Origin of the sequence: Variovorax sp. YR566, from assembly GCF_051992195.1 — a bacterium.
GTDB lineage: Bacteria > Pseudomonadota > Gammaproteobacteria > Burkholderiales > Burkholderiaceae_C > Variovorax.
Genome location: NZ_CP197092.1, coordinates 3,031,828 through 3,045,356, shown reverse-complemented (window position 1 = coordinate 3,045,356; position 13,529 = coordinate 3,031,828). Strand labels below are relative to the sequence as shown.

Below are 13,529 nucleotides of genomic sequence, written 5' to 3'. Positions count from 1 at the left end.
ACAATCAATCCGCCTGGACACCCGCGGCGCGGATCACCTTGCCCCACTTCGCAACCTCTGCCGCGAGGTGCGTGCGCAGGCTCTCCGGCGTCTGCTTGTCCAGCGGCACGATTTCCGAGCTGAGTTCGGCAAGCCGGTGCTTGACCATGTCGTCCTGCAGCGCGGCGCGCAGGGCGACGTTGAGCTTCTCGATCACGGCGGGCGGCGTGCCCTTGGGCGCATACATGCCGTGCCACACCCGCACGTCGAAGCCCTTGAGGCCCTGCTCGTCCAGCGTCGGGATGCTGGGCATGCTCGACAGGCGCTGCGGCGTGGTCACTCCGAACACCTTCACGCGGTTGCCGTCCTTGATGACCGGCGCGGTCTGCGTGGTCTGGTCGCACAGCAGATCGACCTGCCCGCCCATGAGATCGTTGAGCGCCGGGCCGGCGCCCTTGTACGGCACGGTCGTCAGCTGCACGCCGATCTGGTTCATGAACAGCAGGCCGCACAGCTGCGACACCGCGCCCACGCCCGCATTGGCCAGCGTGACCTTGTCCTTGTTGGCCTTCACGTAGGCCAGCAGTTCCTGGTAGTTGTTGGCCGGGAAGTCCTTGCGCGACAGCAGCGTCATCGGCACGTCGAGCACCTGGCCGATGTACTCGAAGTCTTTCAGCGGGTCGTAGTTGAGCTTCTTGTAGAGCGCGGGCGCGGTGGCCATGCCCATGTGGTGGATGAGGATGGTGTAGCCGTTGGGCGCCGCCCTGGCCACCCGCGTGGGTGCGATGGTGCCGCCCGCGCCCACGGTGTTCTCGACGATCACGGTCTGGCCCAGCGACTTGCCCATGGGAATGGCCAGCATGCGCGCCACCACGTCGGTCGGGCCGCCGGCGGAGTACGGCACGACCATGGTGACGGGCTTGTCGGGCCACGCGGCTTGCGCGATGGCGGGCGATTGCAGGGCGAACAGGCAGGCGCCGGCCGAGGCCGCGAGCAGGGTCTTGAATTTCCAGGTCGTCTTTGTTGCTGTCACTTCTTTGTCTCCTATGGTTATGGGTGTTCTGTCAGGGCGCCGGCTGGTCTTCGAGCGCCAGCAGGCGTTCGGCCAGGCGCACCACGGGCGCGTCGACCATCCGCCCGTCGAGGCTGACCACGCCGCCGCCCGATGCTCGAATGGCGTCGACCACACGACGGGCCCACGCCAGTTCGTCGGCGCTGGGGCCGAGCGCGGCATGCACCGGCGCGACCTGATCGGGGTGAATGCACAGCTTGGCACCGAAGCCGCCGCGCCGGGCGCGTGCGGTGTCGGCGGCCAGCCGCTGGGCGTCGCGCCGGTCGGGCGTCACGCCGTCGATGGGCGCGGGCAGATTGGCGATGCGCGAGGCGAGCAGCAATGCGAGTCGCACTGGCACCAGCTCGGCTTCGTCCGCGTCGCAGGCCAGGCCGATATCGGCCTGGAAATCGAGATTGCCGAACGCGAGCCGCAGCACCTGCGGGCCGGCCGCGAGTTCATCGACTGCCGCCAGGCCCGCGGCCGATTCGATCAGCGGCACCAGCACGCCCCGTGGACCGACGGCCCCGGCCAACCGGGACAGGTCGGCCGCTCGCTCCGCCTTGGGCAGCACGACGCCCGCAATCAGGCCCTGTGCCACCAGCGCGCCGACTTGCGCGCAGTCATCGTCATGCCACGGTGTGCCGGCGGCATTGACGCGCACCAGCAGGCGTTGCCGGTCGGCGACGGGCAACGCGGCGAACGAGGCGGCGAGCGCCTCGCGCGCCGCCGCCTTGCGTTCGGGCGCCACCGCATCCTCCAGATCGACGATCACGCCGCCCGCCCCGGTGGTCAGCGCGCGCGCATGGCGCTCGGGCCGGTCGGCAGGCACGAAGAGAAAGGCGCGTGCCAGGGCGAGCGCGCTCACACCGCCCTCGCCTCGCGCAGCGCCGCAATGTCCGCCTCGCTGCGCCCGAGGCCGCGCAGGATCGCCTCGGTGTGCTCACCGACCGCCGGAATCGGGTCCATGCGGTAGTCGAACGCACTCTGCCGACCAGCCGGCAGCAAGGCCGGAATCTCGCCCGCCGGCGAACCCACCTGCCGCCAGCGCTCGCGCGCCTGCAACTGCGGATGCGCCCACAGGCCGGCCATGTCGTTCATGCGGGCGTTGGCGATCTGCGCCGTGTCGAGCCGCTCCAGCACCTGTGCCGTGCTCAGCGCGCCGAAGGTCTCGACGATGATCGTGCGCAGGGCCTCGCGGTTTTCATTGCGCCGTGCGTTGCTGTCGAAGCGGGCATCGGTTGCGAGCCCTGCCTGCAGCAGCACCTTCTCGCAGAAGGTGCGCCACTCGCGCTCGTTCTGCAGGCCCAGCATCACGGTGCCGCCATCGCCGGCGGGAAACGGCCCGTAGGGATAGATGGTCGCGTGCGAAGCGGCGCTGCGCGGCGGCGGCGGCGCGCCTTCGTAGGCGTAGTACATCGGGTAGCCCATCCACTCCGCGAGCGATTCGAGCATCGACACGTCGATGTGCGAGCCCTTGCCGGTCTTGCCGCGCTGGAGCAGCGCCGCGAGGATGCCGGTGTACGCATACATGCCCGCCGCGATGTCTGCGATGGAATTGCCCGACTTGCACGGATCGTCCGGCGTGCCCGTGACCGACAGAAAGCCCGCCTCGCTCTGGATCAGCAGGTCGTAGGCCTTCTTGTCGCGGTACGGCCCGTCTTCGCCGTAGCCCGAGATGTCGCAGACGATGAGCCGCGGGTGCTTCGCCTGCAGCACCTGCGCGCCGAGCCCCATGCGCGCGGCGGCGCCGGGCGCGAGGTTCTGCACCAGCACGTCGGCATCGGCCACCAGCTCCTGCAGCACGGCGAGCGCGGCGGGTTGCTTCAGGTCCAGCGTGAGGCTTTCCTTCGAGCGGTTCACCCACACGAAGTGCGAGGCCTCGCCGTGCACCCGGGCGTCGTAGGCCCGCGCGAAGTCGCCCACCTCGGGGCGCTCCACCTTGATGACGCGCGCGCCGAGGTCGGCCAGCTGGCGGGTGCAGAACGGCGCGGCAATCGCGTGCTCGAGCGAGATGACGGTGATGCCGTCCAGGGGTCTTGTCATGTGTCGGTTCTCCCCTCAGGCCAGCACGGCCGTGGCCTGCATCGTGAGCCAGCCGTCGGCGTCTTCGCCCCAAAGGCTGAATGTCTTTCCGTCGGCACCGGGCTTGCCGTGCACGCGGAACGGCGCGATGTCGAAGGTCGGGCGCACCGCGCGGAACTCGAAGCGCGCGAGCTGCGCGCCCGGCACGTTGCGGCGCAGCAGGTCGACCAGCAGCGTCGCTATCAGCGGGCCGTGCACGATCAGGCCCGGATAGCCCTCGACCTGCGTCACGTAGCGGCGGTCGTAGTGGATGCGGTGACCGTTGAAGGTGAGCGCCGAATAGCGGAAGAGCAGCACGTCGTCGGGCACGATGTCGCGGCTGAAGGCGGCGTCCTTCGGCGCGGGCGTGGGTGGCGGGCCCGCTTCACCTGGCTGCGCGGCGGCGCGGTAGACGATGTCGTGCTCCTCGGTCAGCGCAAGGCCGCGCTCGTTGCGCACCTCGTGGCGCACGAGCACGAAGACCAGTTCGCCGGTGCGGCCCGCCTTGTGCGTGACCGATGCGATGGTCGAGGTGCGCGCGATCCTGTCGCCGACCTGCAGCGGGTTGCCGGGCTCCCAGTTGAGCCGCCCCCCGGCCCACATGCGGCGCGGCAACGGCACGGGCGGCAGGAAGCCGCCGCGCTTCGCATGGCCGTCTTCGCCGATTTCGGACTGGCGGTGGTGCGGCAGGAAGTAGAGCCAATGCCACAGCTCGGGCAGGCGCGTGCCGGCTTCGGGCAGGGCATCGTCGCGATCGAGCGTGGCGGAGAGCGCGCGCACGGGCGCGGCGGTGATGTCGTCGGCCAGCGTCTCGCTGCGGCCTTGCCAGGCTTGCAGCTTCGCCAGTGCTTCGCTGTCGATCACGGAGGGTGTCGTGGGAGTTTCGTTGGGCATGTCTTGCTTCATTCAATCGACTGCGGCACCGGAGGCCTTGACGATGCGCGCCCACTTGGCGAGGTCGTCCTGCAGCAGTTTCGAAAATTGATCGGGCGTGGTGGGCGCTGCAATTTCGACGCCCTGCTGGTCGAGCTTGTCGCGCAGGTCCTTCGAGGCCAGCGCCTTGCGCGTGGCGTCCTGCAATGTCGCCAGCACATCGGCCGGCACGCCCGCGGGCGCAAACAGGCCGATCCACAGCGTGCCGTTGTAGCCGGGCACCGCCTCGGCGATAGTGGGCACGTCGGGCAGCACGGCCGAGCGCTTGTCGCCGCTCACGGCCAGCGCGCGCAGCTTGCCGGCCTTGATGTGCGAAAGAGCCGAAGGCAGGCTCGCGAACACGATCGGCAATTGCCCACCCAGCACATCGTTGAGCGCCGGCGCCACACCCTTGTACGGCACGTGCTGCAGCGAGATGCCCGCCATGCTGTTGAGCATTTCGCCCAGCAGGTGGTTGAGCGTGCCGTTGCCGGCCGAGGCGTACTGGTAGTTGGCGCCCTTCTGCCGCGCGAGCTTCAGGAACTCGGCGAAGTTCTTCGCCGGGAACGTGGGGTTGACCAGCAGCACATTGGGCACCGCGCCGACGAGGCCGACGGGCTTGAAGTCTTTCACCGGGTCGAAGCCCGGGTTCTTGTACAGCGCCGGGTTGATGGCCTGGCTGCTGCTGATGGTCATGAGCAGCGTGTACCCGTCCTTCGGGCCCTTTGCCACCAGCTGCGTGCCGATGTTGCCGCCAGCGCCGGGACGGTTGTCGACCACCACGCTGGCGTTGTTCATTACTTCGCCGAGCTTCTGGCCCACGAGGCGACCGACGATGTCGTTGGTGCCGCCGGCGGCTTGCGGCACCACCAGCGTGACGGGGCGCGAGGGATAAGCCTCGGCGCGTGCCGGGCCGGCCTGGACCAATGCCGCGGCGGCGGCTGCGAACGCCAGCAATGCGAAGGCGCGAAATCTCATGATGTGTTGTGTCTCCATGGCCGCATGGTCGTTCGCCCTCCCCCTGCGCGCAATCTGCGATTTCGGAACCCAGCCTTCTGGAATTCCGAAGGCTTGGGGCCTAACATCGCTCGATGCTTTTCGACCTCACCGACCTGCGGCTGTTCGTGGCCACGGCCGAACTCGGCAACCTCACGCGGGCCGCCGAGCGCCAGCACCTGTCGCTGGCCGCCGCGAGCGCGCGCATCAAGGCGCTGGAAACGCAGGCCGGCCTGCAGTTGCTGCAGCGCGAGGCCCGCGGCGTACGGCTGCTGCCTCCGGGAGAAGCCTTCCTGCATCACGCTCGCCTCGTGCTGCATCAAACGGAGCAACTGCGCGCCGATTTGCTCGAATACGGCGGCGGCCTGCGCGGCCACCTGCGCGTGTTCGCCAACACCACGGCGGTGACCGACTTCCTGCCCGAGATCCTGCCGGGCTTCCTGGCGCACAACCCGCGCATCAATGTCGACCTTCAGGAAAAACCGAATGCTCAGATCCCGCGCGGCGTGCTCGACGGCCGCGCCGACATCGGCATCGTCGCCGGCCGCGTCGACACGCTGGGGCTGGAGGCCATCCACTTCAGCACCGACCGGCTGGTGCTCGTCACCTCGCGCAAGCACCGCTTCGCCAAGCGCCGGAAGATTTCATTCGCCGAGACGCTCGATGAAGACGCCATCGGCATGCAGCAGAGCAGCACGCTGCAGACCTTCCTGGCGCAGATCACCGACAACCTCGGCAAGCGGCAGAAGCTGCGCATCCAGCTCGGGAGCTTCGACGCCATGTGCCGGATGATCGGCAGCGGCGTGGGCATCGGCGTGGTGCCGGAATCGGCTGCGCGGCGCAACCAGGAAAGCATGCAACTCGCGCTGATCGACCTCAGCGATGCGTGGTGCGTGCGGGAGCGGTATCTGCTGGTGCGAGACCGGGCGGCACTGCCGATTTATGCGCAGGCGCTGGTCGAAACCTTGTGCCGGCACTACGCCGGGCAACTGGCCGAAGAGAACTGAGCGCGGTGCCCAAAAACATCGACTTGCATGCGTTTGCTGAACAAGTCGATCCAGTCCCCATTTTCCGTGGACAACTTTGGGGGTAACTCATGAGGAGCCTTGTAAAACAGATTTAAGTCATTGTTTTACAAGGGTATTCCTTAGTTTGCTCAAAATTTGGGCGGTGAACAACCTTGGCGGGCAAAACAGCCCTCATGGGCCCGAAAGCAGCTGCGAAGAGAACTTTTTCGCGATTTCCGGCGGGCAGAAAACGTCATTGAATCAGCAACTTGCACGCGATTGCGAAAAGTCCGGTGTCGTCCCCATTTTCTGTGCACAACTTTGGGGGTAACTCATGCGGAGCCTTGTAAAAGGCATGCAAGCTGTTGTTTTATAAAGGGATTAATCACTTTGCCCAAAAAAACAGCGGTGAACAAGCTGCGCCGCCCAACCTGCCGCGAGCGTGCAGCTCAGTACGGCGGCGCCTTGCGCGCCCGCTGCGCCCGCGCGGCCTCGGTCCACCACGCCAGGTCGTCCGCGAACCGGCCGAACGAGCGCTCCAGCGATTCGCCCGCAGGCCCCGTCGGCTTGCCTGCTGCATCCAGCGTCTGCGAGATCGGCCCGACCGCGAGGGTGCTCGACACCACGACCATGCCCATCTCCGACAGGATCGAATGCCACACCGTGCCCGAGCGCACGCCGGAGAAGCGCCCTGCCGAATAGCTGGCAACGGCCGCGGGCCGCCAGAACCACTCTTCGAGGAAGTGGTCGGTCAGGTTCTTCAAGCCGGGTTGCGGGCCCCAGTTGTATTCGCCGGTGACGAAGACGAAGGCGTCTGCCGTGCGGATCTTTTCGGCCAGGGCTTCCATGGCCGCGGGCGCGGTGCCCTTCGGGTATTCCTTGTACATGCGGTCGAGCATGGGCAGGTCGACAGCCTTCGCGTCGATCAGCTCCGCATCGTCGCCACGTGCGCGAAGCCCGGCGACGATGTAATCCGCCAGGCGCACGCCCATGCGATCGGAGCGGTACGAGCCGTAGAAGACCAGGATCTTGTCGCTCATCGTTGTTGCTCCTGCGCTCAGGTTGGCGTTTCGAGCTTGTCCTGGGTGCGGGTCTCGAAGTCGCTGGCGTCGTGGCGCTCGTGCAGCTGGCTGCTCGGCTGGCCCCAGGCGCGATTGACCATGCGGCCGCGCTGCACCGCCGGACGCTTCGCGATTTCATCGGCCCAGCGCAGCACGTTCTTGTACTCGCTCACCTGCAGGAACTCGCCCGATTCGTAGAGCTGCCCCTTGGCGAGCGCGCCGTACCAGGGCCAGACAGCCATGTCGGCGATGGTGTAGTCGTTGCCCGCCAGGTAGCGGCTCTCGGCCAGCCGGCGGTCGAGCACGTCGAGCTGGCGCTTGGTCTCCATGGCGAAGCGGTCGATCGCGTATTCGATCTTCGTGGGCGCGTAAGCATAGAAGTGCCCGAAGCCGCCGCCGAGGTATGGCGCGCTGCCCATCTGCCAGAACAGCCACGACAGGCATTCGGCGCGGGCCGCGCGCTCCGTCGGCAGGAAAACGCCGCCAAACTTCTCGGCCAGGTACTGCAGGATCGCACCCGACTCGAACACGCGAATGGGCGTGTCACCACTGCGGTCCATCAGCGCGGGAATCTTGGAGTTCGGGTTCACCGCCACGAAGCCGCTGCCGAACTGGTCGCCATCGCTGATGCGGATCAGCCAGGCGTCGTATTCAGCGCCGGTATGGCCCAGCGCCAGCAGTTCTTCCAGCATCACCGTGACCTTCACGCCGTTGGGCGTGGCCAGCGAATAGAGTTGCAGCGGATGCTTCCCCACCGGCAAGTCCTTCTCATGGGTGGCACCCGCGATCGGGCGATTGATGTTCGCGAAGCGGCCGCCGCTTTCCTTGTTCCAGGACCAGACGGTGGGCGGCGTGTAGGCTGTCGTGCCATTCATGCGATGAGTTCCAGGAGTTGGACGGACGATGATCATTCTCTACGACTGCGCCACCGCACCCAGCCCGCGGCGCGCCCGCATCCTGCTTGCCGAGAAGGGCATTGCCCATGAGACCGTGCAGGTAGACCTCGCCCGTGGTGAGCAAATGGGCGATGCCTACCGCGCGATCAATCCGCAATGCACGGTACCGGCACTACGCACCGATGACGATGACGGTCTGCTGCTGACCGACAACGCCGCCATCGCTGCCTGGCTGGAGGCCCGCTACCCGCAGCCGCCGCTGATGGGCAGCACGCCACAGGAAAAAGCCGAGATCGCCAGCTGGAACTGGCGCATCGAATTCGAAGGCCTGCTGGCCATTGCCGAAACACTGCGCAACGGCTCGCCAGCCATGGCCGACCGGGCGCTGCCCGGGCCGGTGAACTACGCCCAGATTCCCGAGCTCGCGCAGCGCGGGCTGGCGCGCGTGCATCAGTTCTTCGAGACCCTGAACGAGCGGCTGGCCGGTCGCGACTTCATCGCCACCGACCAGTTCAGCATTGCCGACATCACCGCCGTGGTGGCGGTGGACTTCGCCCGCGTGGTGCGGGTCAAGCCCGGGGAACAGCACCCCGAGTTGCTGCGCTGGCGCGCGGCGATGGCGCAGCGGCCGTCGATGTCACGCTGAGCGACGGGCCGTGGGGCCCGTCGGCAGAGAAGGTGTGAAGAAACCGTCGCGAGTGCCCCGAGGTCGCGTCGAGGACCGGAGCCGTACCCAGGTACGGTGAGGACCGCAGATGCGAGATCGGGGAGCGCAGCAGGTTTATTCGCGCCTTCTCAGCGCTCGATGGTCAGCGCAACGCCCATGCCGCCGCCGATGCACAGCGAGGCAATGCCCTTCTTGGCGTTCTGGCGCTGCATTTCGTGCAGCAGCGTCACCAGGATGCGGCAGCCCGACGCGCCGATCGGGTGGCCAATGGCGATGGCGCCGCCGTTGACGTTCACCTTGTTCACGTCCCAGCCCATTTCGCGGTTCACGGCGCAGGCCTGTGCTGCGAAGGCTTCATTGATCTCGAGCAGGTCGAGGTCGGCGGCCTTCCAGCCGGCGCGTTGCAGCGCCTTGGTCGATGCGGGCACCGGGCCCATGCCCATGATGGCGGGGTCGAGGCCGGCGGTGGCGTAGCTGGCGATGCGGCCCAGCGGCTTCAGGCCGAGGGCGGCGGCCTTCTTGGCCGTCATCACCATCACGGCTGCTGCGCCGTCGTTCAGGCCCGAGGCATTGCCCGCCGTCACGCCGCCGGCCTTGTCGAAGGCGGGGCGCAGGCCGGCCAGGCCTTCGGCGCTGGTCTTGCGGTTGATGAACTCGTCCTGGTTGAAGACGATGGGGTCGCCCTTCTTCTGCGGAATGCTCACGCCGACGATTTCGTCCTTGAACTTGCCGGCATCCTGCGCGGCGGCGGCCTTGGTCTGGCTGCCGAGTGCCAGTTCGTCTTGTGCGGCACGGTCGATGCCGAACTTCTTGGCCACGTTCTCGGCGGTGATGCCCATGTGGTACTGGTTGTAGACGTCCCACAGGCCGTCCACGATCATGGTGTCGACCAGCTTCCAGTCGCCCATGCGCTGGCCGTTGCGCGAGTTGGGCAGCACATGCGGCGCGGCGCTCATGTTTTCCTGGCCGCCGGCAATGACGATTTCGCTGTCGCCCGTGGCCACGGCCTGCGCCGCCAGCATCACGGCCTTCAGGCCTGAGCCGCACACGGCGTTGATGGTGAGCGCCGGGGTTTCCTTGGCGCCGCCGCTCTTGAGCCATGCCTGGCGCGCGGGGTTCTGGCCCGCGCCGGCCGCGAGCACCTGGCCCATGATGGCCTCGCCGACCTGCTCGGCCGTGAGGTTGGCGCGTGCAATCACTTCCTTGATCACGATCGCACCCAGCTCCGTGGCCGAGATGCCGGCGAGCGAGCCGCCGAACTTGCCGACCGCCGTGCGTGCTGCCGAAACGATGACGATGTCTTCCATGAGGTTCTCCGTTGAAGTGATTTGAAATCGAGGTGTAGCGAAGCGAAGGTCAGGCGCGAGCCTTGACGTAGCGTCCCGGAGCCGGTTCGATGGCTTTGTAAGCCTTGCCGTTGCCGTACGCCTTGGGCGCGGGGACCTGTTTGCCCGCGTGCCCCTTGAGCCATTGTGCCCAGTCGGTCCACCAGCTGCCGGGATGCTCCTGCGCGCCGGAGAGCCATTCGGCCTGCGTCTTCGGGAACTTGCCGTCGTCGCGGATCCAATGGCTGCGCTTGTTCTTGACCGGCGGGTTGATCACGCCGGCGATGTGGCCCGACGCGCCCATGACGAAGCGCTTCTTGCCCGGCAGCAGTTGCGTGGAGGCATACGCGCCGCCAATGGGCACGATGTGGTCCTCGCGCGAGCCGTAGATGTAGGCCGGAATGTCGATGCTGCCCAGGTCGATCTTCTCGCCACATACGGTGAGTGCATTCGGCTTGGCGAGCTTGTTCTCGTGGTACGTGTTGCGCAGGTACCAGGCGTAGAACGGACCCGACAGGTTGGTGGCGTCGCTGTTCCAGTACAGCAGGTCGAAGGGCGGCGGGGTCTCGCCCTTGAGGTAGTTGCCGACCACGTAGTTCCACACGAGATCGTTGGGCCGCAGGAAGCTGAAGGTCGAGGCCAGGTCGCCGCCCGGAAGCAGGCCACCCTTGCCGAGCTGCATTTCGCGGTACGCCACCATCGTCTCGTCCACGAAGATGTCGAGGATGCCGGTGTCGCTGAAGTCGAGGAAGGTGGTCAGCAGCGTGACCGACGCGGCCGGCTTCTCGCCGCGCGCCGCAAGCACCGCGAGCGCGGTGCTCAGGATGGTGCCGCCCACGCAGAAGCCGAGCGTGTTGATCTGCTTGCTGCCGCTGATCTCCTGCACCGTGTGGATCGCCTTGATGGCGGCGTTCTCGATGTAGTCGTCCCAGGTGGCCTTGTCCATCGATTCATCAGGGTTGCGCCAGCTCACCACGAACACGCGATGGCCCTGGTCGTTCGCATAGCGGATCAGCGAGTTCTCGGGCTGCAGGTCGAGGATGTAGAACTTGTTGATGCACGGCGGCACCAGCAGGAACGGCCGCTCGTACACCTTGGGCGTGAGCGGCTTGTATTCGAGCAGCTGGAAGAACTCGTTCTCGAACACCACGGCGCCTTCGGTGGTGGCCACGTTGCGCCCCACTTCGAAGGCGCTCTCGTCGGTCATGCTGAGGTGGCCCTGCTTCACGTCGTGCAGCAGGTTCTGGATGCCCTTTGCAATGCTCTCGCCCTGCGTGTCGATGGCCTTCTTCTGCGCTTCGGCATTGAAGGCCAGCGAGTTGCTGGGCGCCGAGGCGGCCATCCATTGCTCGACCGCGAAGCGCATGCGCGCCTTGGTCTTTTCGTCGGCGTCGATGGCCTCTGCCATGCCGAGCATGGTGCGGCCGTTGAGCAGGTAGACGGCCGCCGAGAAGGCCGACAGCGGGTTGTTGCCCCAGGCATCGCCGGCAAAGCGCTTGTCGCCTTCAGGCTTGGCGGCGAAGCCCTGGCGCCAGAGTTCTGTGGCTTCCGCCAGGTACTGCTGCTGGATGGACTGGAGTTTTTCGGGGTCGATGGAGAACTTGGGCAGCTCGGGCATCTTTGCGCCCTGCGGCAATTGCCAAAGCGGCGTCCCGCCGACGTTGAAGGCCGAAGCCCCCGGTACGGTGCCCTGTGCGACGGACTGCTGGAACGACTCCAGCGCCTTGCTCCATCCCTCTGAAAGTGCCTGCTGAAAGGGCGCGAACGCATCGGCCCCCGTGGCTTGTTGCTTCATCATGTCTCCTGGTCCTCGCCTGAAACGATACGGATGGCTTGCGTGTTTTGAGTATCCTGCATTCACAAGGCACTCACAACGCCGCCCCCTTTGCTTACCAACTGAAACTTCTCGTGTTTATCCATCTGATAGTCATCGGTTGGTTGTATGTCGCCGTGATGATGGCGGTGGCCGAAGCCACCAACACCAACGGCACGGTGCTGGGCGCCATCTTCACATTTCTTTTGTACGGATTGGCGCCGGTGGCACTGGTGGTTTACCTGATGGGCACGCCTGCGCGGCGCCGCGCGATCAAACAGCGCGAGGTCGAAGCGCAGGAAGCCGCCCGGCGTGCCGCGGCCGAAGAGACCGCATCGCAAGACGCGGGCTCAGACCTTCCAGACCAGGGCAGCGAAGCGGCCGCTGACGCCGTCGCGCCGGTGCGAAAAGAACCTTGACGGGTTGCCGACGGTGCACCAGCCGTCGCTGCCGTCATTGCCGTGGACGGCTTCGATGCCCACCGCGCGCAGCCGCTGGCGTGCCAATGCGGGCAGGTCGGCCAGCCATTTGCCGGTCGCCGGCGCAGGCCTGAAGCAGGATGCCGCTTCGGGCGCATGCGCTTCGAAGACTGCCTTGACCTCCGGGCCGACCTCGAACGCCTTGGGGCCGATGCAGGGGCCCAGCCAGGCAATGACCCGGGCCGCGCCATCCACCTTGAAAGCCTTGGCGGTCTGTTCGAGCACCCCGCCCGCAAGCCCGCGCCACCCGGCGTGCGCAGCCGCCACGCGGTGGCCCGCTTCGTCGGTGAAGAGCACGGGCAGGCAGTCGGCCACCATGATCGTGCAGGCCAGACCGGTCGCCGTAGCCGTGCAGGCATCGGCAGCAGTACCGTCGCGTACCACGTCCTGTGCGGCATCGAGTGCGACGACGCCAGTGCCGTGCACCTGCTGCAGGAATACGGGGCGCGCGCCGATGGCCATGCGCAAACGGTTCCGGTTCTCTGCCACGAGCGCGAGTTCATCGCCCACGTGATCGCCGAGATTCAGGCTCTCATAGCGCCCCCGCGAAACCCCGCCGTCGCGCGTGGTGCACACGGCCCGCACGTTCGGCGGCGCAGGCCAGTCGGGCACGAGCCAGCGCTCGTTCATGAGGCTCAGGCCTCCGCGTCGGGCGCCTGCGAGGGCTGCGCGCGCTGGAAGGCGTCGAGCTCCATGCAGGCCTCGAAGGCGGCCATGGTGCGCGGCAGGCCGCTGAAGTCGCAGTCGAAGCGGCGGCCGTTGAAGATCTGCGGCACCAGGCAGCAGTCGGCCATGGTGGGCGTGTTGCCCCAGCAGTAAATGCCGGCGGGGTACTGCGCAAGCTGGCGTTCGAAGGCCAGCATGCCGTCGCGCACCCAGTGGCGGTACCAGGCGTTCTTGGCCTCGTCGTCGAGCTTCAGGTCTTTCACCAGGTACTTGAGCACGCGCAGGTTGTTGAGCGGGTGGATCTCGCAGGCGATCGACTGCGACAGTGCGCGCACGTGGGCGCGGCCCACCGGGTCGCCCGGCAGCAGCGCCGGCTCGGGGTGCACTTCGTCGAGGTATTCCATGATGGCCATCGATTGCGAGAAGCGCTCGCCCTCGTCTTCGAGCAGCGGCACCAGCCTGTCGGCCGAGATGGCGGAATAAGGACCGGTGCGATGGTCGCCGCGCGCGATGTGCACGGGAACGTAATCGAAATCGAGACCCTTCAGGTTGAGGGCGATGCGCACGCGGAACGAGGCGGAGGAGCGGAAATAGTTATGCAGCTTCATGATTT

The 13,529-nt window shown here is 66.8% G+C and carries 14 protein-coding genes; 3 read left to right on the top strand and 11 right to left on the bottom strand.

Features of this window, described 5'->3' with window-relative positions; genetic code table 11:
* Positions 1-4 precede the first annotated feature (4 nt).
* The 5 genes from ACTG4X_RS14160 to ACTG4X_RS14140 are packed head-to-tail and all read right to left on the bottom strand — an operon-like array spanning position 5 to position 4,984.
* Positions 5-1,012, bottom strand: coding sequence for a tripartite tricarboxylate transporter substrate-binding protein (locus ACTG4X_RS14160; RefSeq protein ID WP_440534096.1), 1,008 nt, complete (start codon positions 1,010-1,012; stop codon positions 5-7).
* A gap of 31 nt (positions 1,013-1,043) precedes the next feature.
* Complete coding sequence (locus ACTG4X_RS14155; RefSeq protein WP_440534095.1) at positions 1,044-1,898, bottom strand: HpcH/HpaI aldolase/citrate lyase family protein; 855 nt, start codon at positions 1,896-1,898, stop codon at positions 1,044-1,046.
* A complete protein-coding gene (locus tag ACTG4X_RS14150) occupies positions 1,895-3,076 on the bottom strand; it encodes a CaiB/BaiF CoA transferase family protein (RefSeq protein ID WP_307614439.1) in 1,182 nt (393 codons plus the stop codon). The genes ACTG4X_RS14155 and ACTG4X_RS14150 overlap by 4 nt, the downstream gene beginning before the upstream one ends.
* Positions 3,077-3,091: 15 nt before the next feature.
* Positions 3,092-3,988 (bottom strand): FAS1-like dehydratase domain-containing protein, encoded by an 897-nt coding sequence (locus tag ACTG4X_RS14145; protein WP_440534094.1) that lies wholly within the window; start codon positions 3,986-3,988, stop codon positions 3,092-3,094.
* Between the two features lie 12 nt (positions 3,989-4,000).
* Positions 4,001-4,984 carry a tripartite tricarboxylate transporter substrate binding protein gene (locus ACTG4X_RS14140; RefSeq protein ID WP_440534093.1) on the bottom strand — a complete coding sequence of 328 codons (984 nt, stop codon included), beginning with the start codon at positions 4,982-4,984 and terminating at the stop codon, positions 4,001-4,003.
* Between the two features lie 113 nt (positions 4,985-5,097).
* On the opposite strand from ACTG4X_RS14140, the gene ACTG4X_RS14135 reads away from it, so the two are divergent.
* Complete coding sequence (locus ACTG4X_RS14135) at positions 5,098-6,009, top strand: LysR family transcriptional regulator (protein ID WP_440534092.1); 912 nt, start codon at positions 5,098-5,100, stop codon at positions 6,007-6,009.
* Between the two features lie 449 nt (positions 6,010-6,458).
* On the opposite strand, the gene ACTG4X_RS14130 is transcribed toward ACTG4X_RS14135, so the two are convergent.
* Together ACTG4X_RS14130 and yghU are read right to left on the bottom strand one after the other, a co-directional pair.
* Positions 6,459-7,049 (bottom strand): NADPH-dependent FMN reductase, encoded by a 591-nt coding sequence (locus tag ACTG4X_RS14130; protein WP_093080283.1) that lies wholly within the window; start codon positions 7,047-7,049, stop codon positions 6,459-6,461.
* 17 nt (positions 7,050-7,066) lie between these two features.
* Complete coding sequence (gene yghU, locus ACTG4X_RS14125; protein ID WP_440534091.1) at positions 7,067-7,945, bottom strand: glutathione-dependent disulfide-bond oxidoreductase; 879 nt, start codon at positions 7,943-7,945, stop codon at positions 7,067-7,069.
* A gap of 28 nt (positions 7,946-7,973) precedes the next feature.
* On the opposite strand from yghU, the gene ACTG4X_RS14120 reads away from it, so the two are divergent.
* On the top strand, positions 7,974-8,612 hold the full coding sequence (locus ACTG4X_RS14120) for a glutathione S-transferase family protein (RefSeq protein ID WP_093176502.1): 639 nt from the start codon (positions 7,974-7,976) through the stop codon (positions 8,610-8,612).
* 149 nt (positions 8,613-8,761) lie between these two features.
* Here ACTG4X_RS14120 and ACTG4X_RS14115 read toward each other — a convergent pair whose 3' ends face one another.
* Positions 8,762-9,940, bottom strand: a complete 1,179-nt coding sequence (locus ACTG4X_RS14115; RefSeq protein ID WP_093052636.1) for an acetyl-CoA C-acetyltransferase — start codon at positions 9,938-9,940, stop codon at positions 8,762-8,764.
* A gap of 49 nt (positions 9,941-9,989) precedes the next feature.
* Complete coding sequence (gene phaC, locus ACTG4X_RS14110; protein WP_440534394.1) at positions 9,990-11,753, bottom strand: class I poly(R)-hydroxyalkanoic acid synthase; 1,764 nt, start codon at positions 11,751-11,753, stop codon at positions 9,990-9,992.
* Between the two features lie 113 nt (positions 11,754-11,866).
* On the opposite strand from phaC, the gene ACTG4X_RS14105 reads away from it, so the two are divergent.
* Positions 11,867-12,190, top strand: a complete 324-nt coding sequence (locus tag ACTG4X_RS14105) for a hypothetical protein (RefSeq protein ID WP_440534393.1) — start codon at positions 11,867-11,869, stop codon at positions 12,188-12,190.
* Here ACTG4X_RS14105 and pgeF read toward each other — a convergent pair.
* Together pgeF and maiA are read right to left on the bottom strand one after the other, a co-directional pair.
* A complete protein-coding gene (gene pgeF / locus ACTG4X_RS14100; RefSeq protein ID WP_440534090.1) occupies positions 12,122-12,880 on the bottom strand; it encodes a peptidoglycan editing factor PgeF in 759 nt (252 codons plus the stop codon). The two genes, ACTG4X_RS14105 and pgeF, sit on opposite strands and share 69 nt — an antisense overlap.
* A gap of 5 nt (positions 12,881-12,885) precedes the next feature.
* A complete protein-coding gene (maiA, locus tag ACTG4X_RS14095) occupies positions 12,886-13,524 on the bottom strand; it encodes a maleylacetoacetate isomerase (protein ID WP_093052646.1) in 639 nt (212 codons plus the stop codon).
* Positions 13,525-13,529: the final 5 nt, after the last annotated feature.